Annotated in this window: 21 protein-coding genes; 7 read left to right on the forward strand and 14 right to left on the reverse strand. The window is 72.1% G+C overall.

The features are described 5' to 3' along the window. Positions 1 to 27: 27 nt before the first annotated feature. Both tssK and tagH read right to left on the reverse strand, forming a co-directional pair. The gene (gene tssK / locus ACQ5SO_RS12415; protein ID WP_430941922.1) at positions 28 to 1,389 is read right to left on the reverse strand and encodes a type VI secretion system baseplate subunit TssK; all 1,362 of its coding nucleotides are present in this window, start codon (positions 1,387 to 1,389) and stop codon (positions 28 to 30) included. A gap of 158 nt (positions 1,390 to 1,547) precedes the next feature. After that, positions 1,548 to 3,290, reverse strand: coding sequence for a type VI secretion system-associated FHA domain protein TagH (gene tagH, locus ACQ5SO_RS12420; protein ID WP_430941923.1), 1,743 nt, complete (start codon positions 3,288 to 3,290; stop codon positions 1,548 to 1,550). Positions 3,291 to 3,434: 144 nt separating this feature from the next. Between tagH and ACQ5SO_RS12425 the strand changes: the two genes are divergently transcribed. Beyond that, a complete protein-coding gene (locus tag ACQ5SO_RS12425; RefSeq protein WP_430941924.1) occupies positions 3,435 to 3,821 on the forward strand; it encodes a DUF4280 domain-containing protein in 387 nt (128 codons plus the stop codon). Between the two features lie 133 nt (positions 3,822 to 3,954). Here ACQ5SO_RS12425 and ACQ5SO_RS12430 read toward each other — a convergent pair whose 3' ends face one another. Then, positions 3,955 to 6,192: a serine/threonine-protein kinase gene (locus ACQ5SO_RS12430; RefSeq protein WP_430941925.1), complete on the reverse strand. Its 2,238-nt coding sequence runs from the start codon at positions 6,190 to 6,192 to the stop codon at positions 3,955 to 3,957. Between the two features lie 333 nt (positions 6,193 to 6,525). Here ACQ5SO_RS12430 and ACQ5SO_RS12435 point away from each other — a divergent pair, with 333 nt between their 5' ends. From ACQ5SO_RS12435 to ACQ5SO_RS12445, 3 genes are read left to right on the forward strand one after another with little or no spacing between them, the layout of a single operon-like run. Next, complete coding sequence (locus ACQ5SO_RS12435) at positions 6,526 to 9,147, forward strand: ABC transporter transmembrane domain-containing protein (RefSeq protein ID WP_430941926.1); 2,622 nt, start codon at positions 6,526 to 6,528, stop codon at positions 9,145 to 9,147. Between the two features lie 30 nt (positions 9,148 to 9,177). Further along, positions 9,178 to 9,657, forward strand: coding sequence for a cyclic nucleotide-binding domain-containing protein (locus tag ACQ5SO_RS12440; protein ID WP_430941927.1), 480 nt, complete (start codon positions 9,178 to 9,180; stop codon positions 9,655 to 9,657). After that, positions 9,657 to 10,586, forward strand: a complete 930-nt coding sequence (locus ACQ5SO_RS12445; RefSeq protein ID WP_430941928.1) for an MBL fold metallo-hydrolase — start codon at positions 9,657 to 9,659, stop codon at positions 10,584 to 10,586. Before ACQ5SO_RS12440 ends, ACQ5SO_RS12445 begins: the two co-directional genes overlap by 1 nt. Before the next feature lie 35 nt (positions 10,587 to 10,621). Here the strand turns inward: ACQ5SO_RS12445 and ACQ5SO_RS12450 are convergent, their stop codons facing one another. From ACQ5SO_RS12450 to ACQ5SO_RS12490, 9 genes are all read right to left on the reverse strand, one after another. Continuing rightward, positions 10,622 to 12,070: an aldehyde dehydrogenase family protein gene (locus ACQ5SO_RS12450; RefSeq protein ID WP_430941929.1), complete on the reverse strand. Its 1,449-nt coding sequence runs from the start codon at positions 12,068 to 12,070 to the stop codon at positions 10,622 to 10,624. Between the two features lie 4 nt (positions 12,071 to 12,074). Next, positions 12,075 to 13,682, reverse strand: a complete 1,608-nt coding sequence (locus ACQ5SO_RS12455; protein ID WP_430941930.1) for an ABC transporter ATP-binding protein — start codon at positions 13,680 to 13,682, stop codon at positions 12,075 to 12,077. Continuing rightward, positions 13,679 to 14,497 (reverse strand): ABC transporter permease, encoded by an 819-nt coding sequence (locus ACQ5SO_RS12460; protein ID WP_430941931.1) that lies wholly within the window; start codon positions 14,495 to 14,497, stop codon positions 13,679 to 13,681. Before ACQ5SO_RS12460 ends, ACQ5SO_RS12455 begins: the two co-directional genes overlap by 4 nt. Beyond that, on the reverse strand, positions 14,494 to 15,441 hold the full coding sequence (locus tag ACQ5SO_RS12465; protein WP_430941932.1) for an ABC transporter permease: 948 nt from the start codon (positions 15,439 to 15,441) through the stop codon (positions 14,494 to 14,496). Before ACQ5SO_RS12465 ends, ACQ5SO_RS12460 begins: the two co-directional genes overlap by 4 nt. Beyond that, positions 15,438 to 15,995 (reverse strand): hypothetical protein, encoded by a 558-nt coding sequence (locus tag ACQ5SO_RS12470; RefSeq protein ID WP_430941933.1) that lies wholly within the window; start codon positions 15,993 to 15,995, stop codon positions 15,438 to 15,440. The genes ACQ5SO_RS12465 and ACQ5SO_RS12470 overlap by 4 nt, the downstream gene beginning before the upstream one ends. Beyond that, positions 15,992 to 16,567 (reverse strand): hypothetical protein, encoded by a 576-nt coding sequence (locus tag ACQ5SO_RS12475; RefSeq protein WP_430941934.1) that lies wholly within the window; start codon positions 16,565 to 16,567, stop codon positions 15,992 to 15,994. Before ACQ5SO_RS12475 ends, ACQ5SO_RS12470 begins: the two co-directional genes overlap by 4 nt. 70 nt (positions 16,568 to 16,637) lie before the next feature. Beyond that, entirely contained in the window at positions 16,638 to 18,113 is a 1,476-nt protein-coding gene (locus ACQ5SO_RS12480; protein ID WP_430941935.1) for an ABC transporter substrate-binding protein, read from the reverse strand. 147 nt (positions 18,114 to 18,260) lie between these two features. After that, positions 18,261 to 19,547: an acetylornithine deacetylase/succinyl-diaminopimelate desuccinylase family protein gene (locus ACQ5SO_RS12485; protein ID WP_430941936.1), complete on the reverse strand. Its 1,287-nt coding sequence runs from the start codon at positions 19,545 to 19,547 to the stop codon at positions 18,261 to 18,263. A 57-nt stretch (positions 19,548 to 19,604) separates the two neighbouring features. Continuing rightward, positions 19,605 to 20,522 carry a DMT family transporter gene (locus ACQ5SO_RS12490; RefSeq protein WP_430941937.1) on the reverse strand — a complete coding sequence of 306 codons (918 nt, stop codon included), beginning with the start codon at positions 20,520 to 20,522 and terminating at the stop codon, positions 19,605 to 19,607. A gap of 241 nt (positions 20,523 to 20,763) precedes the next feature. Here ACQ5SO_RS12490 and ACQ5SO_RS12495 point away from each other — a divergent pair, with 241 nt between their 5' ends. Further along, positions 20,764 to 22,191 (forward strand): UbiA family prenyltransferase, encoded by a 1,428-nt coding sequence (locus tag ACQ5SO_RS12495; RefSeq protein WP_430941938.1) that lies wholly within the window; start codon positions 20,764 to 20,766, stop codon positions 22,189 to 22,191. Between the two features lie 501 nt (positions 22,192 to 22,692). On the opposite strand, the gene ACQ5SO_RS12500 is transcribed toward ACQ5SO_RS12495, so the two are convergent. Beyond that, positions 22,693 to 23,085 (reverse strand): hypothetical protein, encoded by a 393-nt coding sequence (locus tag ACQ5SO_RS12500; protein WP_430941939.1) that lies wholly within the window; start codon positions 23,083 to 23,085, stop codon positions 22,693 to 22,695. Beyond that, positions 23,082 to 23,513, reverse strand: a complete 432-nt coding sequence (locus ACQ5SO_RS12505; RefSeq protein WP_430941940.1) for a rod-binding protein — start codon at positions 23,511 to 23,513, stop codon at positions 23,082 to 23,084. The genes ACQ5SO_RS12500 and ACQ5SO_RS12505 overlap by 4 nt, the downstream gene beginning before the upstream one ends. Between ACQ5SO_RS12505 and ACQ5SO_RS12510 the strand changes: the two genes are divergently transcribed. Both ACQ5SO_RS12510 and ACQ5SO_RS12515 read left to right on the forward strand, forming a co-directional pair. Next, positions 23,502 to 24,941 carry a flagellar hook-length control protein FliK gene (locus tag ACQ5SO_RS12510; protein ID WP_430941941.1) on the forward strand — a complete coding sequence of 480 codons (1,440 nt, stop codon included), beginning with the start codon at positions 23,502 to 23,504 and terminating at the stop codon, positions 24,939 to 24,941. The genes ACQ5SO_RS12505 and ACQ5SO_RS12510 overlap by 12 nt on opposite strands. An 11-nt stretch (positions 24,942 to 24,952) precedes the next feature. Continuing rightward, positions 24,953 to 25,627, forward strand: coding sequence for a flagellar hook capping FlgD N-terminal domain-containing protein (locus ACQ5SO_RS12515; protein ID WP_430941942.1), 675 nt, complete (start codon positions 24,953 to 24,955; stop codon positions 25,625 to 25,627). Positions 25,628 to 26,002: the final 375 nt, after the last annotated feature.

The raw sequence follows: 26,002 nt of genomic DNA on the forward strand, positions 1-26,002 counted from the left end.
GCCGCGCCGTCCGCTCCGGCCCGCGCGTCAGTCGCGGATGGCCCAGAGCTGCACCTGCAGCTCGGGGAACCGCGCCGCGTGGTGGATGGCGATGGTCCGCGCCCGCTGCACCCCGCCCCAGGCCTCCGACGAGGTGTCGAGCTCCAGGTAGAGCCACCCGGCCATGCGCGGCAGCTCCTGCGGCGGATGGGCGAGGGGGCGGATCCGCACCGACTTGTCCGCCGCCGTGACCACCGCCTTGATGTCGTTGACCGAGGCGATGGAGACGTTGCGCGGGAACTCGGCCCGGAACTGTTCGCTGTCCATCGCGGCATGGGCGCAGATGACGAACTGCGCGCCCTGCAGCAGGCTGTCGTCGCTGATCGGCCCGTAATCGATGTTGTACTGGTTGCGCTTGAGCGGGATGCGCACCGCCTTCTGGACGCCGAGATAGGCCAGCGACCGGTCCAGTTCCTCGAGCACCGGGGCGAAGGTGGCCGTCAGGTCGTCATGGTCATAGCGCGGGAAGGCGGGGGGGCGGCGCGTCTCGTCATTGGTGAAGGTGGCCAGCGCCCCGGCCAGCTCGACCATCTCCCGGAAGATCGTCTCCGGGTGCAGATGGGCGGCGTCCCGCAGGGCGTTGAAAGCGCAGCCCTTCGCGTTCACGAGCTGCAGGAGCATGAATTCCTGCAGCGCGGCGCCGCCCGAGCCGCCCACTTGTGAATACTGTCCCGCCAGCGCCGCGGCCCGGGCCTCGAGCTTGGTGGCCACGACCTCCACGGCTTCGGACAGCGCCTTTGAGGCGCTCATCCGCGTGTGGGGGGGGATGTAGCGGGGGACCAGCGCGACGCCGCGGTCCGAGCCGCGCTCGGCCACCCGGCCCACCGGCATGGCGACGAAGCCCGGGCGGGGCTTGTCGCCGATCTCGTAGCGCAGGTTCAGCGCGCCGGTCTGGAGCGTCACCGGCGGCGCGCCCTCGTCCAGCGCGTCGGAGGCCTCGGCCTCCTCGATCACGTAGCGGGTGGAAACCTGCCCGCCCCCGGTGCGCGGGGCGGAGGCGAGGCGGCCGCCCGCCGGGGCCTCGGGCGCCACCAGATAGACGGTCTGGTTGATCGCGTCGCGGTCGATCTCGAGCCGCGGGGGCGGCGGATCGCGGTCGGGGAAGGAGAAGGCCAGCCCGTCGGGCATGGTCCCCGAGGCGCTGCGCAGCGCGAAGGCCCCGGCCTCGAGCGCGGCGCCGTCGATTTCCGCGGTCGCCAGCCCCCAGTGGAACGGGTGCAGCGCCGAGGCGCGGGCGTGCAGCATGGCCTCCCAATGCCGGTCCTGCTGCTGAAAATGGTGATGGCGCAGGAACATGCCCTCCACCCACATCACCCGCCGCTCAAGCGCCATGTCCAATCCCCATGTCATCGGCGTCTTTCCGGCGGCGGAGCGCGTCCCGGCGGGGCGCGCCCCGGCCGCGGCGCGCCTCCCCGCGCGTCGCCGTCAGTGTTCTGCGCCCCATCCGCCCGGAAGGGGCGCAGAAGGCTGAAGCAATCAATCCATTGGGCCGCGCGGGGCGGCGCGGGTCAAGACCGGCCTGACCCGTCGTAAAGACGATCCAGCTCGCGCCCCAGCACGCTGCGGATGTCCTCGTCCACGTCTTCGGCGAAGCGGGCGTAGTTTTCGCAGAATTTTTCCCACAATTCGGCGCGGCGGAACTGCGGGACGACGGCCGAGAGGCCCTTGGAGGCGAGCTTGCCTTCCAGCGCCGCCGGGTCGAAGGCGGCGACCGAGACCTTGAGGCCCGCGCGCACGGCGCCGATCATCGCCATCTGGTGGGCCTCGAGGCTTTCGACCGCGTCGTCGATGGCGTTCTGGCCGCGCTTGAAGCTGCCGGTGTCCTTGCCCAGCAGCGCCTCGACCGCGGCGCCCGCGTCGGGGGCCCACTTGAGCGGGTTCATCCCCATCTCGACCTGGGTCTGGCGCACGCCGAAGGCCAGCTTGGCGTCGCGGCGCATCAGCAGCAGGCGGCGCAGGGCGTCGGCCATGGCGCGGTGCTGGCGGCCGATCTCGGCGGCGAAGGCAAGGGCGGCCTCGGGGTCGTCCGAGGGGGGCGTCATGCCGACGGCGTCGAACAGCGCGGCGAGGGCGGCGGCGGACCCGTCATCGGCGGCGGGGGCCGGGGCCGGGGCCGGGGCGGCGGGCGCAGGGGCGCCGGGCGCGGCGGCCTCGGCGGGCGGAGGCGGCGCGGGGGCGGGGGTCGCCCCGGGCGCGGGGGCCGGGTCCGCTTGGGGCGCGGCGGCGAAGGGGTCGGTCCCGCCGAACGGGTCCGCGGCGGGGGGCGGCGCTGCGGGCGCGGGGTCGGCGGCCGGTTTCGGCGCCTCGGCCCCGCCGAACGGAGCGCCGCCGAACGGGTCGGTCGCGGGGGGCGTCTCGGCTTTCGCGGGCGGCTCCTGCGCCGGGGCGCCGCCGCCGAAGCCCGCGAAAGCGTCGTCGAGCCCGGCGAACGGGTCGTCCGCGTCCTTGCCCGCGCCGCCGCCGCCATCGCCGCCCATGCCGGACATCCAGTCATCGGGCAGCCCGCCGGTGGCGGGGCGCTTGCCCGGGGCGCCGCCGAACGGGTCGGCGGGTTTCGCGGCCCCGAACGGGTCGGGGGCGGGCGCGGCGGGCTTGCCGAAGAAATCGTCGCCGCCTCCCGCGCCGCCGGACGGGGCGCCGCCGAACGGGTCCGCGGGGCCGGGCCCGGGCGCCGCTGCGCCCGGCTTGAAATGCATGTCGGGGGTGGCCGGGGCGTGGCGGTCCCAGGCGTGTTCGGCGGGTTTGGGCGCGTCCGGGAACAGGGGCGCGTCGCCGCCGCCGCCGAACGGGTCGTTCCCGCCGCCGCCCCCCGGCCCGCCCGCGAGGCCGCCCCCCAGGCCGAACGGGTCGTCCGCGTCGCCGCCGCCGGAGGGACCGGATTTGAACAGCTCCTCGTCGAACCCCGCCCCCGAGAACGCGTCGCCGGCCCCGTCGCGGGCCGCGCTCAGCTCGACCACCGCGTCGCCGACCAGGATCCGCACGCTGTCGGGCAGCGAGGTCGGCTGTCCGGGCACCAGCTTGTTGGTCTTGGCCCCGATATAGGTGCCGTTGGTCGACCGGTCGGTCAGCACCAGCGTCCCGCCTTCCTCGCGCAGCTCGCAATGGGCGCCCGAGATGGTGGGGTCGTTCTGCATCACGAGGTGGCAGCCGTCGCGCCGCCCGATCACGAAGGGGGCGGCGCCGATCTCGACGGTGCGGATATTGCCGCCCGCGCAGGAGGCGGCGCCGGAAACGGTGATGGTGACCTGCACCGGGGACTCCCCTCTCAGCCGACAAGACGCGGGTATTCAAAGCACAGGGGCGGCCGCGGGGTCAAAGGGTCTCCCCGCCGCGGCGGCGCGCCCCTATGTTAGGAGGAGCCTTCGGGCGCGATTGAAGAACCGAGGAATTTGCACATGCCCTACCAGGTCGTCACCACGGCGACGCTGCAATGCACCTTCGGGGCCGCCCCGTCGGTGTTCCAGGCGACGCCCAAAATGGTCCAGTCCTCGTTTCAGGACGCGGGCAACATCATGGACCACGTGCCCATGACCAACATCAAGCCCTTCGGGGTCTGCTCGTCCCCCGCCAACCCGGCGGTGGCCGCGGCCACCGCGGCGGCGATGGGGGTGCTGACGCCGCAGCCCTGCGTGCCGAACACCCCCGCGCCATGGGTCCCGGGGTCGCCCACCGTGCTGATCAACTTCATGCCCGCGCTCAACAACACGTCCAAGCTGATGTGCATCTGGGGCGGCGTGATCTCGGTCACCTACCAGGGGCAGGCGACGCACCAGATCCCCTGACGGCGGGCCCGGCGCCCGATGCCGCCCCGGCCGCCGGGCCGGGGCGCCGCCGCCGGAGCGTCGTCTCAGGGGCTTGCTCACCGGGGCCGCGCCACAGTGGCTTGCTCACCGCCGCGCCGTCACCGGGGCCGCGTCACCGGGGCTTCGTCTCCACCAGCATCCGCCCGGTCACCATCGACCCGGGCGGCGAGGCGCCGACCGCCGCGGCGAGGTCCTGCACCGCCGCGGCCACCGATTCCTCGTTCGGCACGACCGAGGAGATCGCCTCGCCCTCGGTCACCACCGCCAGCACCATCCCGAGGCCGAACGGCTCGGTCACGATCCCCACCTTCATCGGGGTGTCGTCCGGCTCGTCCCAGATCTCGGCCACCGAGTGCTGGACCCGGATCACCCGCTCGCCGTCCACGGCGATGGGCTGGACCAGCTCCAGCCGGTTCTCGGGCGCCTGGCGGGGCGGGAAGGTGTGGTAGACCTTGCCATGCGGGTTGACCTGGTAGACGTGCAGCCGCCCCTGCATGTCGGCGGGCACCACGATGTCGATCACCGGGTTCTCGCCGTCGAGGAACACCCCCGACGGGTTCGGCCCGGTGCGCCGGCCCGGGAAGCGCGGGTCCTCGCCCCAGGACATCCGCACCGTCACGTCGCCGTCGAGCTCGGGCGGCAGGACCTCCTCGAAGGCGCAGATCGGCGCATTCAGCACCTGGAGCTGCATCGTCAGCTCGCGCCCGTCCGCCTTGCCCTCCAGCGCCCGGCGCAGCGCGGCGGCGCGGGTGTCGGAGGAGATCTTGCCGGTCACCGTCACCGCGTCGCGCGGCCCGAACCCGGCGCCCGAGCCGCCGGTGAAGGCGAGCGGGCCGCAATCGGCCACGCCCTCGGCGGCGGCGTCCAGCTCGGCCGCGGTCAGGCGCTTTTCCGGCGCGGTGATGCGGGCGTCGAGGCTGAGCCCCGCGATCCGCGCGGCGTCGGCGGCGAGGCGCGAGACCTCGGCCTTCACCGCCTCGTCCGCCGCCTCGCCGGTCAGCAGGGCGCGGGTGTCGGCGACCTGCAGCTTGAAGCTGTCCAGCTCGCCCGCCGCGCGGGCGAGGCGGCTGACCGCGGTCGGCCATTGCTCGGACGGGACCCCGAGGGCGACGCGCACCTCGGCCGGGCCGCCGTCGACGGCGCGCGACAGGGTGGCGCGCAGCTCGGCCGCGATCGCCTCGGTCGGGGCGTCGCCCGAGGCCGTGCCGGGGCCCTCGCCCGGGTCCTCGGCCACCACCCGGTAGGGGGCGGCGACCGGCAGGTCGGGACCTTTCGTGAAATACCAGGCCGCGCCGCCCATGGCGCAGAGAACGGCGATGGCGGCGACCAGGCCGACCACGCCGCCGGCGCCGCCCGACTCCTCGGGCTGTTTCGGCTTCGGGCCGGATTTGCCCTGCGTCTTCGACACCGGCGCGCCCTTCTTCGGCGCGGCCGCGCCGGTCCGCGGCATCCCGGGCTGGGATTCGGGCGCGTCGAACAGGGGCGCGGCGTCGCCCGCGGGGGCGGGGGCGTCCATCCCGGCGCCGGGGGCGGCGATGGCGGCCAGCACCTCCTCCGCGCCCTGGAACCGGTCGGCGGGCGAGGGCTGGACCATCTTCTCGATCAGCCCGCGCAGCGGCTCGGGCGCCGCGTCCAGCGGCGGCACGCTCGCCTTGGCCTTGAGCATCGCGTCATAGCCGTCGAAGCGCGGGTGGCGGCCATGGAAGGCGGCGAGCAGGGTCATCCCGAGCGAGTAGATGTCCGAGCGCGCGTCGACCTGGCCGTGGATCTGGTCGATGGGGGCGTATTCGTATTTCCCCAGGAACCCGCCCTGGGCGACGGTCTTGCCGCCCGAGTCGATGTCCTTGGCGATGCCGAAATCGATCAGCACCGCCTGTTGCGGGTCGCCGTCGCGCAACAGGATGTTGTCGGGCGACAGGTCCCGGTGGAACGCGCCGCGGGAATGGGCGGCGCGCAGCCCCTCGGCCGCGCGGCGGGCCACGTGGACCAGCGCGTCGGCGGGGACCGGGCCGCTCTCCATCATGTCGGCCAGCGACGGGCCGCGGATGAACTCGGTCACCAGGAAGACCAGCCCGCCGAACTCCGCCGTCTTCTGCAGCCCGTAATACCGGACCACCGAGGGGTCGACGATGCTGTCGAGCACCGACGCCTCGCGCTGCATGAACTGCACGAAGCGTTCATCGGCCGCGAATTCGCGCTTGAGCACCTTGATCGCGACTTCCGAGCCCTGGGCCTGGTTGTCGGCCAGGTACACCTCGCCCGTGCCGCCGACGCCGAGCAGCGACTTGATGAGGAAGGTGTGATTGAGGATGTCGCCGGGCTTCAACGCCCCCTGTTCGGCCTCGGTCAAAATCGTCGCTCCAGTCAGGCGGGCCCGCGCGCGGGCGGCGGGACGGTCAATCGGTCCGCAGCCTAGACCAGCCGCGCGCGTCCACCAAGAACTAGGCGCGCCCCGGGGACCCGCGCGCGGCGCCGCAGGGGAAAGGACCCGCGCGAGGCGCCGCAGGGGAAACGACCCGCGCGGCGCCGCGGGGGAAGCGGCCCCGTTGGTTGCGGCGAAAAGGTGGCCATAATTCGATGAATGCGCCCTTTTCTATCGGGGCGCTTCGTGGATAGATGGTCGCTCCCCCGACACGGCGCGCGGCGCACGGGGGGACGGGCCCCGGGGGAGGGTCGGCCAGACGTGAAGGGGACGCGCGCGGCGATGTCCGAAAAGCTGACCACATTCGCCTGGAAGCATTCCAAGGGCGATCAGCTGACGCTGCTGGTTCTGACCCTGTGCACCTTCCCGCTGATCTGGGCGTCGCTGGAGCTGCCCAAGGTCATCATCAACGACGCCATCGACGGCGCCGGCTTCCCGCGCGAATATTTCGGGTTCGAGTTCGAGCAGGTCGCCTACCTGATGCTGCTCTGCGGCCTCTACCTGCTGACCATCGCCTGCAACAACGGGCTGAAGTTCTTCGTCAACCTGCGCCGCGGCATCACCGGCGAGCGGATGCTGCGCCGCGCGCGGTTCGAGCTGTTCCAGCGCGTCATGGCCCGCCCGCTGGCGCGGCTGCGCAGCACCTCGACCGGCGAGCTGGTGCAGATCATCTCGGCCGAGCTGGCGCCGATCGGCGATTTCATCGGCGCGATCGTCTCCACCCCGATCCTCCAGGGCGGCTCGTTCCTCGTCTACCTGTCCTTCATCATGGTGCAGAACCCGCTGATCGGCGCCGCCGCGCTCGCGCTGTACCCGGTGCAGGCCTGGCTGATCCCCAAGCTCCAGGCCAAGGTCGTGGCGATGATCCGGGTGCGGCTGGCCAACATCCGGGCCATGGCGCGGGAGATCAACGACAGCATCGAGGGCGCCGACGACATCCGCTCCCTGCGCACCCGGCGCTGGCACATGGCGGTGGTGTCCCGGCAGCTCTATGACAACTACGTCATCCGCCGCCGGATCTTCATCCTGAAGTTCCTGATCAAGTTCGTGAACAACGTCGCGAACCACCTCACGCCCTTCTTCATCTTCATGATCGGCGGCTATTTCGTCATCGAGGGCCGCCTCGACATCGGCGCGCTGACCGCGGTGCTGATCGCCTACAAGGACCTCGCCAACCCGTGGAAGGAGCTGCTGCGCTTCTACCAGGACTTCTCGGACATGTCCGCGCGCTGGGACAACGTGCAGGAGCAGTTCGCCGAGGACGACCCCGCCGGCCCGCTGCCGGTGAAGGCGCCGGTGGGCGATCACGCCGCGCAGCTCAAGGACGCCGACGTGGACGGCGTGTTCCACCCCGTCTCCTGCCACGCGCCGCGCGGGCAGGTCACCGCGGTGGTGGCCGAGGATTCCGGCCAGCGCGCCGGGCTGATCGAAAGCCTCGCGGGGATGCGCGAGTTGCCCGAGGGCAAGTGGTCCGGGAGCCGCCCGCTCCTCTACCGCTCCGCCGTGCTCGTGCGCGCGGACGCCCGCGCCTATGCCGGGTCGATGCGGCGCAACCTGCTGCTGGGCCTGATGCACCGCCCGGTGGAGGAGGCGACGGACCCCGAGGCCGACGCCCGCCGGGCCGAGGCGCGCCGCACCGGCGCCCCCGACGACGACATGAACGACGAGTGGATCGACGCGCAGGAGGCCGGGTATGACAGCCTCGACGCGGTCGAGGCGCGGATGCTGTCGCTGGCGTCGAAGCTCGGCATCGAGGACGACATCTACGCGCTCGGCCTCGACAGCCGCACCGCGGGCCATGCCGGGCTCGGCTGGGACGGGCTGCGCAACGCGGTGCTGGAACTGCGCCAGCGCATCGCCGAGAGCGAGGAGCTCGGCGAGATGCGCGAGGATTTCATCGACGTCTGGGCCGAGGATTCCTACGTCCCCAACGCCAACCTCGCCGAGAACCTGTTCTTCGCCCGCCCCGCCGACCCGGAATTCGGCTGGGACCAGCTGGCCACCGACCGCGACGTGCAGCGCGCGCTGGACCAGGCCGGGGCCAAGATCCCGCTGATCGAGATCGGCGTCGACCTGTGCGAAAGCCTGATCTCGTTGTTCGAGGGCGTCGCCGGGGATTCCGACCTGGTCAAGCGCTACGGTCTTTTCGCGAAATCCGAGATTCCCCATATCGAGTTGATCGTGCGCAAGGCGAAGGCGCGCGGCGTGCGCAAGCTGTCCCGCGGCGACCAGGGGCGGATGCTGCAGATCGCGTTCGAATATTCCTCGTCCCGGTTCCGCCTGAAGGTGGTGCGCACCGACGACCGCAAGGAACGGCTGCTGGAGGCGCGCCGCCGCCTGCGCCGCTTCGCCGAGAACGATCCGCGGCTGGAGCGGTTCGAGTTCGACCGCTGGATCGAGAGCTTCACCCTGGCCGAGAACCTGTTCTTCGGCCCGGTGAAGGCCGAGCGCCGCGGGTCCTGGGCGAGCTTCAAGAGCCGCATCGACACGCTGGTGCTGGAAACCGGCCTGCGCAAGGCGGTGCTGCGCGCGGGGCTGGAGCGCGAGGTGGGCGATGACGGCGTGTCGCTCAACGCCCAGCAGCGGCGGCGCATCGCGCTGGCGCGGGCGCTGATGAAGCAGCCGGGGGCGCTGGCGCTCGAGGGGATCGCCGACGGCGAATCCTCGGCCGACCGGGGCATGCGCCGCCTGCTGGCGGCCGAGCTGGCGGGGCAGTCCGAGGATGTCGGCGGGCCCGGCGCGCTGATCTACGCCGCCGCGACGCCCGAGGCGGCGCAGGGCGCGGACCACGTGATCTGGGTCTCGCCCGAGGATGGACGTGTGAAAGAAGGCGAATACGACGCCTTCTCTCAGGTTGACTGGAATGAAAGCCGCGGTCGATAGTGCGGCAACGGCCTATTGGGGGGCGCCCGAATGAAATTTGAAGCGGAAGTCGCAGCGCTGCAGCGCACGCCGATGTTCCAGGGGGTCGATGCGTCCCGGTTGCGTCTTCTCGCGTTCATGGGCGAGGACCGCAGTTTCCGGGACGGCGAGTTCGTGGTTCAGCAGGGGGACATGTCGGACAACGCCTACCTGATCCTCGACGGCGCCGCCGACGTCATCGTCGAATTCGGCGGCGAAAGCTCGGTCGTCGCCAAGCTCGGCGATTCGGAGGTGTTCGGCGAAATGGCGATGCTGTGCGAAACGCCCCGCACCGCCTCGGTGCAGGCGCGCGGCGACCTGCGCACCCTGTGCTTCGAGCGCGAGGGGATGCTGCGCCTGCTGCGCGAATTCCCGGAGATGGCGATCGAGATGAGCCGCAGCCTCGCCCAGCGTCTCGAGCGCACCACCGCCGAGCTGGCGCGCATGCGCTCCAAGGCCCACGCGGCGGAGAAGAGCGAGGCCGACAGCTGATGCATCCTGCCGCCGACAGCGCCGGGGAGGGGATGGAGGAGCGGGTCGCGCCGCTCCCCGCCGCCGCGGTGCTGACGGTGTGGGGCGCCTCCGGCTCGGCCCCCGCCGCCGGGGCCTGCCGCTGTCGCTGGGGCGGCGAGACGGTGTGCTTCGAGCTGCGCGCCGAGGGCGCCGCGCCGGATGCGCCGAGCCTGATGATCGACATGGGCTCGGGCGCCCGCGACGCCGGCCGCGCCATGACCGCCCGCTGCGAGGCCGCCGGCGTCGCGCCGCGGGCCGTCGCGCTCCTCTCGCACCTCCATCTCGACCATGTCTGGGGGGCGCCCTTCTTCGACCCGTTCTACCGCGCCGGGTCGGATATCGAGCTGCGCTGCGGCCTCTATGACGACCCGGAGGCGTTCGAGGCGGACATGCGCCGCCTGATCGCCCCCCCGTTCTTCCCGATCGAGCCGCTGACCTTCGGCGGCGCGCGGTTCTCGACCTTCCCGGTCGGCGCGGTGTTCGAGGCGGCGGGTTTCCGCGTCACCGCCCTGCCGCTGCACCACCCGGGCGGCTGCATGGGCTTCCGCATCGCGGGCGCGGGCTGGTCCATCGCGGTGATCGGCGACCATGAGCACGGCGACCCGACCGCCGATTCCAACGCGCTGGCGCTGGCCGAGGGCGCGGACCTGGTGATCTTCGACGGCGCTTATGACGACGCCGAGTACCCGGCGCATGAAGGCTGGGGGCATTCGACCTGGCAGCGGGGCCTCGCCTTCGCCGCCGAGGCCGGGGCGGGGCAGGTGCTGATCCACCACCATCTGCCCGAGCGCACGGATGCGCAGCTCGACGCCATGGCGACGAAGGTGCGCGAGACGACCAATTCCGCCGATCTCGCGAAGCAGGGCGTGCGCTGGCGGCTGGGCAAGGGCGGCGCGGCGGAGCTGTAAGTCCCCCCCCGCCGCTCCCCGCCCGCCCCGCGCCCTCAGCCGTGCTTCGCGGCGACGGTTTTCAGCGACGAGAACCCGTAAAGCGCCTCGAACCCCTTCTCGCGCCCGTGGCCGGACTTGCCGACCCCGCCGAAGGGAAGCTCCACGCCGCCGCCGGCGCCGTAGTCGTTCAGGAACACCTGTCCCGCCCGCAGCGCCTTGGCCATGCGCATCTGCCGCGCGCCGCTTTCGGTCCAGACCCCGGCCACGAGGCCGTAATCCGTGCCGTTGGCGATGGCGACGGCCTCTTCCTCGGTCTCGAACGGGATCACCACCTGCACCGGGCCGAAAACCTCCTCCTGCGCCAGCGAATGCTGGGGGTCGGGGCAGATCAGCAGGGTCGGGGCGACGTACCACCCCTCCTTCGGCGCATCGGCGACGATCTCGCCCTGGCCCGCGATCTCCAGCGTCTTGGCGCGGGCGAGGTGCCGGTCCACGAGGTGCTTCTGCCGGGCCGAGACCAGCGGCCCGCATTCGAGATCCGCCATCGCCGGGCCGACGCGCAGGGCGGCATAGGCGGCGCCCATCCGGTCCAGCACCTCGCCCATGCGCGAGGCGTGGACGAGGATGCGCGACGCGGCCGAACAGGTCTGGCCCGCGTTCTGGATCCCGGCCTTCACCAGCAGCGGCAGCGCGGCGTCGAGATCGGCGTCCGCGAACACGATCTGAGGGGACTTGCCCCCGAGCTCCAGCGTCACCGGGACCACGTTCTTCGCCGCCGCCGCCTGCACCAGCGACCCGGTGGGGACCGAGCCGGTGAAGCTCAGGTGGTTCACGCCGGGATGGGCCGAGAGGGCGGCGCCCGCTTCTTCGCCCACGCCGGGGACGAGGTTCAGGGCGCCCGCGGGCAGCCCCGCCTCCTCGGCGATGCGGGCGAAGGCGATGGCCGTCAGGCAGGCCTCCTCCGCCGGTTTCAGCACGCAGGAATTGCCCATGGCGAGGGCCGCGCCGACGGAGCGCCCGATGATCTGCATCGGGTAGTTCCAGGGCACGATATGCCCAGTCACCCCGTGCGGTTCGCGCAGGGTGTAGACGGTGTAGCCATTGCGGAAGGGCAGCGTCTCGCCATGGATCTTGTCCGCGGCGCCGCCATAGAATTCGAGATACCGCGCCAGCGCCTTCACATCGGCCCGGGCCTGCGCCAGCGGCTTGCCGACGTCCCGGGCCTCGAGCTCCGCCAGCACGTCCTCGACCTCCAGCACCAGCTTGCCGATGCGGGTCAGCACCCGGCCGCGTTCCGTGGCGTCGGCCATGCCCCAGGCGCCGTGCTGCGCGGCGCGGGCGGCCTCGACCGCCTCGTCGATGTCTTCCGCCGAGCCGCGCGGGACCTGCGCCAGCGGCTGGCCGGTCGAGGGGTCCGACAGCTCCATCATCCGTCCGCAGCGGCGCCAGCGCCCGCCGATCAGGATCTCTCGGGTCTCAACGGGCAGGGTGGGGAAGGACATGGGATCAGGCTCCGGTCGGGCGGGCGGTCTCGCGCGCGGCGAGGGCGGCGTTGAGGTCCGGCGCGGCCGAAAGCAGCGCGCGGGTGTAGGGATGGGCGGGGGCGCGGAACAGGGCCTCGGTCCCGGCCTCCTCCACGATCTTCCCGGCCTGCATCACCATCACCCGGTCGCACACCGCGCGGACCACGTGCAAGTCGTGGCTGATGAAGAGGTAGGAGACGTCGAGCCGGTCCGAAAGGTCCGCGAGCAGGTCGAGGATCCGCGCGCGCACCGAGACGTCGAGGGCCGAGACCGCCTCGTCGAGGATCACCAGCGCCGGTTCGGTGATCAGGGCGCGCGCGATGGCGATGCGCTGGCGCTGGCCGCCGGAGAATTCGTGGGGGTAACGCGCGGCGTCGGCGGCGGACAGGCCCACGGCCTCGAGCATCGCTTCGACGCGGGTGCGGCGGTCCTTGGCGGAGGGTTTGTCGGTCAGCAGGTGGAAGGGCTCGGCCACCAGGTCGGCCACCTTCCAGCGCGGGTTGAAGCTGCCGTAAGGGTCCTGGAACACCGCCTGCACCTTGCGCCGCAGCGGGGCGGGGGCGGCGTTCGCGGCGAAGGCCTCGCCGCCGATCCGCACCGCGCCGCCCTGCAAAGGCTCCAGCGCCAGGATGGCCCGCGCCAGCGTGGATTTCCCGCAGCCGGATTCGCCCACCAGCCCGACATTCTCGCCCCGCCGCACGGCCAGCGAGACCCGGTCCACGGCGGTGAAATGCGCGCGTTTCGCAAACAGCGACCGGCGTGGCAGGGGATGGGTGCGCAGCGCGTCCTCGACCTCGACCACCGGCGGGCCCGGCGCGCGCCCATGGCGGGCGGGCTGGTGCGCCGAGGCGGCGAACAGCGCCTTGGTGTAGGGGTGGGACATGGCGCGGAACAGGGCGGCGGTCTCGCCTTCCTCGACCAGCTCGCCGTCCTTCATGATCGCGATCCGGTCGCACATCTGCGCCGCGACGGCGAGGTCATGGGTGATCAGGATCAGCGCCGCGCCGTCCTCGGCCGCCAGCCGTTTCAGCAGGTCGAGGATCTTCGCCTGGGTGGTCACGTCCAGCGCGGTGGTAGGTTCGTCCGCGATGATCAGGCGCGGGCGCAGGGCGGTGGCGATGGCGATCACCACCCGCTGCCGCTGGCCGCCCGACAGGTCATGCGGATAGCGCGACATGGGGAACTGCTCGGGCGGCAGGCCGGCGCGGGTCAGCGCCTCGGCGGCCAGCGGGGCCGCATCGGCGCCGGGGCGGTGGCGGGCGATCACCTCCTCCACCTGCGCGCCGATGGTCTTGAGCGGGTTGAGCGCGGTCATCGGCTCCTGGAACACCATGCCGATGCGGTCCCCGCGCAGGCGGCACATGCCGGGCTCGTCGCGCCGGGCGATGTCCTCGCCCTCCAGCAGGATCTCGCCGGTCGCAGAGGCCCCGCGGGGCAGAAGCTGCATCACCGACAGCGCGGTCATGGACTTGCCCGAGCCGCTCTCGCCCACCACGCCCAGCACCTCGCCCGCGCCGACCGAGAGCGAGACGTCGCGCAGGATCGGCGCGGCATGGATCGAGAGCGAGAGATTGCGGATCTCCAGCGTCATCGCGCCCTCCTGATCCTGGGGTCGAGCGCGTCGCGCAGCCCGTCGCCGAGCAGGTTGAGGCCGAGCACGGTGAGCACGATCGACACGCCGGGGAAGATGGCGAACCAGGGCGCGACGTAGATCATGGTCTGGGCCTCGGCCAGCATCCGGCCCCACGACGGCGTCGGCGGCTGCGCCCCGAGGCCGACATAGGACAGCCCCGCCTCGGCGAGGATCGCGAGCGAGAACTGGATCGTCCCCTGCACGATCAGCAGCGAGGCGGCGTTGGGCAGGATGTGCTCCACGCTGATCCGGGCGGCGGATTTGCCGGACACGCGCGCGGCCATGATGAACTCCCGCGTCCAGAGGGTCAGCGCCGCGCCGCGGGTCAGGCGGGCGAAGACGGGGATGTTGAACACTCCGATGGCGATGATCGCATTGACCGCGCCGGGGCCGAACACGGCGGTGATCAGCACCGCCAGAAGCAGCGCCGGGAAGGCGAAGACCAGGTCGTTGAACCGCATCACGGCTTCATCCCACAGCCCCCCGCGGCGGGCGGCGGCGAGCAGCCCGAGCGGGACGCCGAACACCGCCCCGATCCCCACCGCCACCACGGCCACCAGGATCGAGGTCTGCGCCCCGACCATCACCATCGAGAACACGTCGCGCCCGAAATGGTCGGTGCCGAAGAAATGCTCGGCCCCCGGCGCCCGCAGGCGCATGGAGATCACCAGCTTGGTCACGTCATAGGGCGTCCAGACCAGCGAGGCCGCGGCCAGCCCGAAGAACAGCAGCGTCAGCACGCCGCCGACGACCAGGGAAGGGGACGCCTTCATGCGCGCCTCCGCAGCCGCGGGTCCACCGCGGCATAGGCGAGGTCCACCGCCAGCGTCACCAGCACCACGGCGAAGACCAGCAGCACGGTGACCGATTTCACCACGATCAGGTCGCGCTGCACGATGCCCTGGAACACCAGCTGGCCGAGGCCGGGCAGGAAGAACACGTTCTCGATGATGATCGCGCCGGCGAGGAGGAAGCTGAACTGCATCCCGATGATCGTCAGCACCGGGATCAGCGCGTTGCGCACCCCGTGGCGGCGGATCGCCTGGCGCTGGCTCAGCCCCTTGGCGCGGGCGGTGCGGATGTAATCCTCGGTCAGGGTGTCGAGCAGCGCCGAGCGCATCACCCGCGTCAGGATCGCCGCCTGCGGCAGCGCCAGCGCGGCGGCGGGCAGCGCCAGCGATCCCAGCGCGGGCGCGAAGCCTGCATCCCAGCCCGGGAACCCCCCGGCCGAGACGATCTTCAGCTCCACCGCGAAGACGATCACCAGCAGCATCGCGAACCAGAAGTTGGGGATCGCCACGCCCACCTGCGTGGCCGCGGTGACGGCGAGGTCGGCGGGCCGCCCGCGGCGCGAGGCGGCGAAGATCCCCGCCGGGATGGCGATGGCCGTGGACAGCGCCAGCGACATCAGCGCCAGCGGGCCGGAGACCCACACCCGGTCGCCGATCAGGTCCCGCACCGGCGTGCGGTAGGTGTAGGAGGTGCCGAAATCCCCCTCCAGCATCCCGCCGATCCAGGCGAGATACCGCTGCACCGGCGGGCCGTCGAGGCCCAGTTCCGCGCGCACCGCGGCCAGCGATTCCTCGGTCGCCTCGGTCCCCATCATCACCGCGGCGGCGTCGCCGGGCACGATCTCGACCATCACGAAGATCACGACCGTGGCGGCGACAAGGGTCAGCCCCAGCGCCAGGACGCGGCGAAACAGGTGGAAGATCATTCGGCCGAAGCCCCTCCGTCTCGCTTGCCCAGCACGTCGCGGCGCAGCTGGCGGCCGAGCCAGAACCGTCCCTCGAGCCAGGGCGGCACCGGCAGCGTCTTGCCGCCGCCGAAATCGAGGATCACCGTCTGGCGCGTCTCGCCCACCCCGTGCAGTTCGGACAGCGGGAAGGACCAGCTGACCCCCCAGAACCCGCCCGCGGTGATGGTGTCGGCGGTCACCGTGACCTTCAGCGACAGCTGGAGGAAGCGCCGGATGGCGACGACGGCGAGGATCGCGGTCAGGATCACGTGCATCCAGGTGTCGGCCAGCCCCTCGCCCGCCAGCCAGCGGTCGATCAGCGTCAGGTTGGCGAGCCCGGCGAGGAACGCGAGGCCCCCCCACCAGGCCCAGGCCCGCGGCGGGGCGGACAGCACGGCCACGCCGCCCTCGACCAGCGGCGCGTCCCAGGCCTTTTCGCGCGCCGTCTCGCGGTCGCGCACGGCGCCGATCAGGTTGCGCGCCAGCAGGAAGACGGCCAGCAGGATGATGGCGGCGAGGGCGAGGCGGATCATGACGCCTCCTCGGCTTCGGGCGTGGGCGCGGACATGCGCGCCGCCAGCCGTTCGCGCGCGGCGAAGGCCAGCCAGCCGCGCCCGGACATGTTGCGCCCGACCGACAGGAACCCGTCGTCGAAGGTCAGCAACAGCTTGCCGTCATGGAAATCCACCCGTTCGAGCCTGTCCCAGCTTTTCCAGTTGGAGATCCAGCCGCGGTGGCGCAGCACGCCGCGCTCGGTGGCGATCACCAGCTCCAGCGCGCTGCGGATCGCGAAGAAGAAATAGACCATCGGCCCGCACAGAAGCAGGGGTATGAACAGCGCACGCGGGTCCAGCGAAAGGATGGAGAAGAGGGTCAGCGCCAGCGAGGCCGAGCCGAGGAAGGTGGCGACCAGGCCCAGCCGCAGCCGCGCGCCGGTGGGGTGCAGGATGCCGAGGCCGGGGCGCAGAAGCGCCGGGTCGGCCTCGGCCTGCGCGTCGGGCGCGGCGGCTTCCACGCGCGCCCCGCGCATCCGGTCGCGCAGATGCGCGTCGACCATGAGCCACAGCAGCGCGAGGCCCAGGACGGGCAGGATCAGGGGGAGCATCTTCGCGTCATCCTCGCCGGTTACTCCGGGCGCAGGCGGGGGCGGGCGCGGCGGCCCGCCCCCCGTCGGCTCATTTCCACTTGGCCTCGGTCAGGTTCAGCGACTGCACCGTGGCGCCGGTGGGCCAGCCTTCCAGCTTGGCGGGCCAGATATCCGCGATCTCGAGCTGGAACAGGAACCCGTTCACCGCGTCCTCGGCCACGATCTGCTGCGCCTTGGCCAGCAGCGCGTTGCGCACGCCCGGGTCGATGGTGGCGTTGATCTTCTTCATCAGCGCCTGCAGCTCGGGGTTGTCGTACTGGAAGTAATAGTCGGGATTGGCGTAGATCCCGATATCCATCGGCTCGGTGTGGGACACGATGGTCAGGTCGTAATCCTTGCCCTTGAACGCCTGCTCGAGCCACTGGCCCCATTCGACGTTCTGGATCTCCAGCTCGATGCCGATCTCGCGCAGCTGCGCGGCCACGATCTCGCCGCCGCGGCGGGCGTAGGAGGGCGGCGGCAGCTTCAGCGTCGCCTTGAACCCGTCCGGGAAGCCCGCCTCGGCCAGCAGCTTCTTCGCCGCCGCGATGTCATGCGGATAGGTGCCGGTCAGGTCCACGTAAGCCGGGTGATGCGGCGCGAAGTGGGAGCCGATCGGCACGCCCATGCCGAACATGGCGCCGTCGATGATCGCCTGCTTGTCGAGCGCGTGCGCGATGGCCTGGCGCACCTTCAGGTCGTTGAAGGGCGGCTTCCTGGTGTTGGTCGAGAGGATCGTCTCGCCTTCCGTCGTGCGGGTGTTGACGGTGAAGCGGGGGTCGGCCTCGAACTGCGGCACGGTCTCGGGCGACGGATAGCCGACGAACCCGTCCACGTCCCCGGCCATCAGGGCGTTGAGCGCGGCGGTCGGGTCCGAGATGAAGCGCCAGGTGACGCTGTCCATCGCCGGGGCGGCGCCCCAGTAGGCGTCGTTCTTCACCAGGGTGATCGACGCGCCCTCGGCCCGGTCGCCGAACTTGAACGGGCCGGTGCCGACGGGCGCGGTGCCGTTCGTCTCCACCGAGGCCGGGTCCAGCATCACCGCGTCGCCATTGGCGAGGTTGTTGAGGAAGAAGCCCTGCGGCTCGTTCAGCGTGACCTTGACGGTCAGCGGGTCCACCACCTCGACCGAGGCGATGCCCGAGAACTTGCCCTTCTGCGCGTTCTGGCTGCCCTCGGCATTGATCCGGTCGAGGGAGAACTTCACGTCCGACGCGTCGAAATCGGCGCCGTCATGGAATTTGACGCCCTCCTGCAGGTGGAAGGTCCAGACGGTCCCGTCCTCCGACGTCTCCCACGACTTCGCCAGCTTCGGCACGATCTCGCCCGAGGGGGTCGACCAGACGAGGCCCTCGAAGAGGTTGGGGTAGACCACCTCGTCGATGGCGGCGGCGGCGCCCGCGGTGGGGTCCAGCGCCGGGGGTTCGAGCTGCATGGCCACGGTCAGCTCGGCCGCGAGGCCGGGGGCGGCGATCAGGGCCAGGGCGGCGCCGCCCAGCAGGCGGGCGCGGAGGGTGCGGGTCATGTCGATCTCCCTGTCAGGAGCGCCCCTTGGCGGGGCAGGGGGGCGGCGCCCCGGTCTTGTCGCCGGATCCGCCGGAATGTCGTCGCGCGCGTCGATTGCAGCGCAGCATGGTCATCTTTCCCGCGCCGGGGCGGGATGTCGAGCCTGTTAACCCTTCAGCAGCCGCAGCGCCGACAGCGCCATGACGCGGGCCGAGGCGACGAGGTCCTCGATCTCCACGTATTCGTCCGGCTGGTGCGCGACCTCGAGCTTGCCGGGGCCGTAAGCGATCACGTCGCGCACGCCGCCGATCTGGTCGAAATGCTTCTGGTCATAGGTGCCGGGGGAGCAGACGATCTCGGGCGTCCCGGCCCCGAGGTCGCGGATGGCCGAGGCGGTGGCGGTGACCACCGGCCCTGCGTCGTCGGTCAGGGTCGGCAGGACGTGGAACAGGTCCCGCAGCTCCCACTTGAAGCCGCGGGCCTCGGCCACGCGGGCGATCAGCGCGCGCATCTCCTCCTGGACGTCTTCGAGCGATTCCTCGGCGATGAAGCGGCGGTCGAACACGAGGCGGGCGACATCGGGGACGTTGGGCGCCAGGTGCCCGCGCGCCTCGCCCTGCCCGCCATGGAAGGACGCGATGTTCAGGGTCGCGACCCGCGCGCCCTCGGGCGTGACCGGGGCGCGGGTCCGGCGGGTGGCCAGCGCCGGGATCAGCGCCGCCTCCATCTCGGCCACCACGGCCGAGAGGTGCCGGACGGCGCAATCCCCGAGGAAGGGCATCGACCCATGCGCGATATGACCGAACACGGTGATCTCGCCCCAGTACACGCCGCGATGGCCGATGCAGATGCGGTGGGGCGAGAACGGCTCGGGGATGATGACGTGTTGCTGGCGGCCCGGGTTGAAATAGCCGTTCTGCGCCAGCCAGGCGGCGCCGCCGAAACCGCCGGTCTCCTCGTCCGCGACGCCCGAGACCTCCACGGCGCCGGGCCAGCCGCCCAGCTCGGCCAGCGCCTCGGCCGCGATCATCGAGGCGGCGAGGCCCCCCTTCATGTCGCAGGTCCCGCGGCCATAGACGCGGCCGCCGTCGACCTCGCCGCCATAGGGATCGCGGGTCCAGCCCTCGCCCGGCGGCACCACGTCGTAATGGGAGTTGAAGTGGACGCAGGGCCCCGGCGCGGTTCCTTCGAGCCGCGCGATGACGTTCCAGCGCGGGTGATCCTCGTCATCCGCCAGCGCGCCATGGGCCCGGATATGCTCGATCCCGAAGCCCGCGGCGGCGAGATGGCCGCCGACCAGCTCCGTGCACTCCTTGTACAGGGCGCCGGGCGGGTTCACCGAGGGGACGCGGACGAGGTCCGAGGTCAGCTTCACCAGCGCGTCGCGCTTGGCGTCGACGAGGGCGACGAGCCGCGCCTCCTCCTCGGTCAGGGCATCAATCCGGGCGTCCACGCAAAGCCTCCGTCATGTCGATCAGGCCCCGAGCAAACCACGGCGCCCCGTGTCGCATCAAGCCGTGCGCGCGGCGGGGGCGTGCATATGCGCCCTGCGCTCCCGCCATGCCATGACCACGGCGGCGGCGCCGATCACCGCGATCCCGGCCACGGTCAGGGTCGGGGGGATCACCTCGAACAACACCACGTCGTAGAAGGCGGTGAAGACGAGGGCGAAGTAGACCAGCGGCATCAGCGAGCTGGCGTCGACCATCTTGAACGCCACGGTGAAGCAGGACGCCGCGGTGGCCATGCAGACCCCGAGGCCGACCATCATCGCCCATTGCGTCGCGCTGGGCGGGGTCCAGAAGAAGGCCGCCGCGATGAGGCAGGAGATGATTGCGGCGAACCCGCTGTTCAGGAGCAGGATCCGCGAGATCGGCTCGCCCCGCGACAGGCGCTTGACCAACGTCGCCTCCAGCCCCTGGAAGAACGCGGCCCCGAGGGCGAGGATCGCGGCGGGGTGGAACGCCTCGGACCCCGGGCGGATGATCAGCATCGCCCCGGCGAAGGACGCGGCGGCGGCGCTCCACCGCCACGGGCCCACGGATTCGCCGAGGATCGGGATGGCGAGGATCAGCGTGACGAAGGGCGCGAGCAGGGAGATCGCCGTCGCCTCGGTCAGCGGCATCTGGGTGACGGCGCCGAACAGGCACACGAAGCCCAGCATCCCGACCGAGGAGCGGAACGCGTGGAACCCCCAGGGCGTGCCGCGAAAGCCCGGGCGGATCACCGCGAAGCCGCAGGCGAAGGCCACGGCGGCGAAGGCGAAGCGGGCGGCGGTGATCTGCATCGGGTGCAGCGGCGGCCCGCCGATCCCCTGTCCCAGCGCCTTGGCCAGCAGCCCGACCACCGACATCATCGCGCAGCAGACCAGCATCAGCCCGGCGGCCCTGGCCCAGCGGGGGTCTGCGGGAGAGGCGGCGGGGGTCATGGGGCGCTCCGGGCGATCAGGGGGGAAAGGGGCGAAATTAGTCAGCAAGGCTTATCATATCCTTGCACCCGGGCCTGCGCCAGCGTTTCGAACCGGCGTTCCGCAACGGGAACGGCGCGTGGTCGCAGGCGCCCCCCCCGCGTCTTTCGGCTTGTGGACTTTTGCGGCGGAGTTCCGGCACTCTGCCCGCCGATTGCAGCCGACGTCGAAGCGGCTTGTTGTTTTTGGGGATTTCCGCCGCATGCTGATCGTCGACCTGGACCACAGCCTGATCAAATCGGACCTGTTGCACGAAGCGCTGTTCGAAGGGCTGGCCCATGCGCCGGGCGAAACGCTGCGCGCGGCCTCGCGGCTCGGCGATGGAATCGCGGCGTTCAAATCGGCGATGACCGAGCTGTGCCGGGTCCCGCCCGAGGACCTTCCGTACAACCAGGAGGTTCTCGACTACATCAAGGCGCACCGTGCGGCGGGCGGCAAGGCGGCGCTTGTCTCCGGCTCGGACCAGCGGATGGTGCGCAAGATCGCCGACTATCTCGGCCTGTTCGACGAAGCGTTCGGCAGCACGGCGGACCGCAACCTGACCGGAGCGCGCAAGGCGGGCTTTCTGAAGGAGCGGTACGGCGAGGGCGCGTTCGACTATGTCGGCGACAGCAAGAAGGACCTGAAGGTCTGGGCGGTGTCGCGCGGGGCGGTCACCGTGGGCGCGTCGGAGGAGTTCAAGGCCGCGGCGCAGGCGGCGGCCCCGTCGGTTCCCGCGGTGCACCTGAGCCCGCCGCCGGGCGCGCGCGAGTGGGTCTCGGCGGTGATGAGCGCGGTGCGCCCGCACCAGTGGATGAAGAACATGCTGGTGTTCCTGCCGGTTCTGGCCGCGCAGCAGACCCGGTGGGAGGTGTGGTTCGACGCGATCATGGCCTTCGTCGTGTTCTCGCTGACCGCGTCCTCGGTCTATTTGCTGAACGACCTGCTGGACCTGACGGCCGACCGCGCGCATCCGCGCAAGCGGTTCCGGGCGATGGCGAGCGGGCGGCTGCGCGTGCTGCACGGGGCGTTGCTGGCCCCGGGATTGCTGCTGACGGCGGTGGTTCTGGCGCTGTGCTTCCTGCCGCTGCAGTTCCTGGGGGTGATGGCGTTCTACTACGTGGCGACGCTGGCCTACTCGTTCTCGCTCAAGCGCAAGCTGGTGATCGACATCTGCACGCTGGCGGGGCTGTACTCGCTGCGGGTGCTGGCGGGGTCCGAGGCGATGGGCCTCTACATCTCGCCTTGGACGCTGGCCTTCACGTCGTTCCTGTTCCTGTCGCTGGCGGCGATCAAGCGGCAGGCGGAGCTGGTGGACGGGCTGCGGCGGGGCAAGGACCGGGCCTCGGGGCGGGCTTACGAGGTCGACGACCTGCCGATCGTGGCGATGATGGCGGTGGCGTCGGGCTATGTCTCGGTGCTGGTGCTGGCGCTCTATGCGTCGAGCCCGGAGGTGCAGATGCTGTACACCTCGCCGCTGATGCTGTGGGCGGCCTGCCCGGTGCTGCTGTACTGGATCAGCCGGATGGCCATGCTGGCGCACCGGGGCTGGATGACGGACGATCCGCTGGTCTTCGCAATGCGCGACCCGATCAGCCTGTTCAGCGCCAGCGCGATCCTGGCGATCGGATCGGCCGGCAACTGGCTGTGACGCCGGGGGCCCGGTGAAGGGGGGCCCGGTGAAGGGGGGCCAGTGAAGGGGGGGCGGCGAAGCGGGCCTTGGTGAAAGGGGCGCCCGGCGGGCGCCCCTCTTGCGTTCGGGGCGGGGCGTTGCGGGCCGCGTCGCGGGGGCGGCGGCCCGGGACCGGGGACGGCTGGGCGCTGTCCCGGCATGTCGGCGGAGGAGTGAACGCTGGTCGCCCTTCCCCCGGCGCGGCGGCGCCCGGCGGTGCTCAGAACGCCCCATAGCGGCGTCCGCGCAGGCCTGCCTCTTCTCTCTCTCTCTTTTCGCCGCGCCGCTGCGCCACCGGCCCGCGCTCCGGTCGTGGGCCCGGGCGAGGCGCGGGGGGCGTCCGGGCTTGGGGGGCGCAAGGCCCCCGCGCCGCCCGGCCGCGCCGCGCACCCGACCGATCCGCCGGGAATGCTGGCGCAGGCGCGGGCGCGGCGGGGTCGGCCCCTACGGTCTCTGATCGGGCCCGGACTGGCGCCCGGGTCAGGCCCGGCTGTCGTGCGTGCGCTGCGCGCCGGCGGAGGGCGCGCGGCTGCCGCCCTCGTCATAGACGCCGAGCTCGCGCCGCGCCTTGTCGATCTGCTCAAGCCGCGCGCGGGCGGCGCGCACGGCCTCCAGGCTCGCGCCCAGCAGCAGGCGGTTGCGCGCGGCGGCGGTCTGAAGCTCCCGCGCGATGGCGCGGGCGTCGTCGCCGGGCGCGGCGGGCGGCTCGGCCAGCTCCTGCGACAGGCGCTCCTTCTCCGGGGCCAGGTCGGCGGCTTCGCGCAGCGCGCCGGCGCGCAGAAGGCGCCGCTCTTTCTCGAGCAGCGCAAGCAGGCGCCGTGCGGCGCGCATCCATATGGCCTGGGCGACGCCCAGGGGATCTGAGCGAATCATGCCCGCCCCTCCTTCATCGCCTCGAACAGTCGTTCGGCGAGGCCGATTCCCCCCCGTTCGACCAACAATCTCGCATGCTCCCGGACGAGGAGGCTGGCGAAAGCCTCCTCTCCCGGACCGCCGCCGAACGCGCTGCGCGGCGCGCCAAGCCCCGCATGTCCCAACATTTCCGTCAGGAACTGCGCTTCGAACGCTTCCGCGGCGGCGCGGAGCTCTTCATCCGTGACCGCCGGGGCGGAGGGCGGCGCCGCGCCCCCGCCCAGAAGCGGGTGCGGCGGCAGAAGGGGACTGGTCATGGCGGGATTCTCCGGCCGTCGGTCATTCATGCTCGCCGCACAGCTTCGCTCAGGCCGGTAAACAGTTGGTAAGGCGGAGGCGCGATATTCGCCGCGAACTTCAGAAAGAAGGAGCGCGACGTGGCGGTTCAATCCATGCCGTTTCCAGGCCCTCTTCCCCAGGCGCGGGAAGCGCGCCCCGACTCCGCCCGTTCCGCCCGGCAGGGCGGCGAGGCCGACGGCCCCGCCGAGCGCGGGCGCGCCCAGGGCGGCTTCGCCGCGGCGCTCGAGGCCGAGCGCAAGAAGCACGGCGACGCCCCCCCCGCGGCCCGGAAGGGCGGCGACGCCCCGCCGTCCGAGGATGAGGCCGGCGCGGCCATCATCGTCCAGGCTCCCGGGACGGTCGAGGTGAAGGCGGGCGAATCGGCCGTTCCCGCGGCGCAGGGGCCGCGCGCGCAGACGGCCCCCGCGTTCCCGCAATCCGCGCCGCAGGTCGCGGCCGCCGCCGGGGCCGTGGGCGATGCGGCGCCGGATGCGCCGCCGACCGATGCCGACGCCCCCCGCGGCGCGCAGGCGCCCGCCGTCCCCGAAGATGCCGCCGATGCGCCCCGCGCCGCGGCGCGCGCCGATCTCCCCGTCGCGGCCGCCCCGAAGGACGTGCGACCCGCCCCTGACCCGCGGGCCGCGCAGGCCCCCGATCCGGGCGTCGCCCGGCCGGACCCGCAGGCGGATGAGGCCGCGCGCCAGGCGCAGGCGGGCGAGCGCGCCGCGTCGCAGCCGGCGGCGCCGGCCGCGTCCCAGGCCGTGTCGGCCGCCCAGGCCGCGGCGTCCCAGGCGCCCGTCGCGCAGGTGCAGGCCCGGGCCGCCGCCGCGTCGGCCGACCCCGGGACGAGTCCCGCCGATCCGCCCTCGGTGCGCCGCCGCCAGCGCGATCGCGCCGAGCCGCCGCCCACGACGGCGGCGGCCGCGCCGCAGGTCCGCGCCGAGCCGTCCGAGCAGCGCGTCGCGGCTCCGGCCCCGCAGGCCGCCCTGGTGCAGGCCGAGGGCGTGCGGTTCCACGCGATGCGCGAGGCCGCCGCCGACGCGGCCCCCGACCCGATCCGCGCCGAGTCGCTGACCACCCAGGCGTCGGTCCATGACGGCCCGCGCGCCATGACCGCGACCGTCGCCGCGGCCGCGCCGGACCGGCCCCAGGCCGCGGCCGTCGCCGCTCAGCTGGCCCCCGCCCTGCGCCGCGGCGGCGACGGTTCGACCGAGATCCGCCTCGACCCGCCCGAACTCGGGCGCGTGCGCGTCACCCTGCGGACCGACGAGGCGGGCCTCGTCGCGACGATCACCGCCGAGAGGCCGGAGACCGTCGACCTGATGCGTCGCCATGCCGACCTGCTGCTGCGCGATCTCGCCGCCAACGGACAGGCCCGCGTCGACCTGAGTTTCGGCAGTTTCGGCGGCAATGGCGGCGACGGCGAGAAGGGCGGAGGCAGGTTCGCCGCCGCCGGCGCCTCGATTCTGCCCGAGGCCGCGCCGGACGAGCGCCGCGCCCCCCGCCGCCTCGGCGACGGCCTCGACATCCGCGTCTAGGAGAACCAGACATGGTGGAGACCTCTCCCATCCCCGCGGCGCGTCCCGGCGCGGCCGCATCCACGCCGACGCTCGCACAGGCCGCCGGGGCGGCCGATGACGACGGGACCATCGCGTCGGACTTCGAAACCTTCCTCAAGCTGCTCACGACCCAGATGCGCAACCAGGATCCCCTGAAGCCGCTTGAATCGACCGAGTTCGTGGCCCAGCTCGCCACCTTCTCCGCGGTCGAGCAGCAGGTCGCCTCCAACAAGCGCCTCGAATCGATCGAGGGGCTGCTGGCGGGCGGGGCCGCCGGCCTCGCCGCCTGGCTCGGGGCCGAGGTGGAGGCGCCGATGGCCCTCTCCTGGGACGGCGCGCCGGTCCAGGTGCGGGTCGATCCCAACGCGAGGGCGGAGCGCGCCTACCTGACGGTCCGCGACGCCGAGGGGGTGATCGTGAATCGCGAAGCGGTGGAGCCGGACCTCTCCGAGCTGGTCTGGACCGGCGCAGGCGGCGTCTCCGGCGGCAAGCACAGCTTCGAGGTGGAGTACTGGGCCGGGGATGAGCAGCTCGAGGTCGTGCAGGGGCGCGTCTTCTCGACGGTCACCGAGGCGCGGCCCGGCGAGTCAGGTGCCCGATTGATCCTGGCCGGTGGGGTCGAGATTGCGGAATCCGACGTGACGGCGGTGCGGGCGGCCGACTGACTCGGGGTTTGTGCCGCGACGCAGCAGGATTCTCGTCGCCCTGCAGCGGCGCTTGGCGCCCGGCGGGACGCAAGGATCTGTTAGTCGATTTGCATCTTATTGATTTCAAAGGGTAAATCAGGTCCGTCAGAAAACTCGCCGATTTCCGTCATTTTCCTGTTGCAGCGCCTGATCGCGGCCCATATACACCGCCCTCACCGGAGCCGAGGCGGTCGCCACGGGGTCGGGACGGAGACGGAAAGCAAAGCGAAAACAACGGGTTGACAAGCCTGGCGAGATCGCGGAGAAGACGCTCCGAGCTGTTTGACAAGATGGATGGAAGGGACATGCGGGCGGTCCGGTTTGTCGTAGATACGACGCGGACTTGAGCATGTC

The sequence above is a fragment of the Rhodovulum sp. DZ06 genome, assembly GCF_050586345.1.
Taxonomy (GTDB): domain Bacteria; phylum Pseudomonadota; class Alphaproteobacteria; order Rhodobacterales; family Rhodobacteraceae; genus JBOCEF01.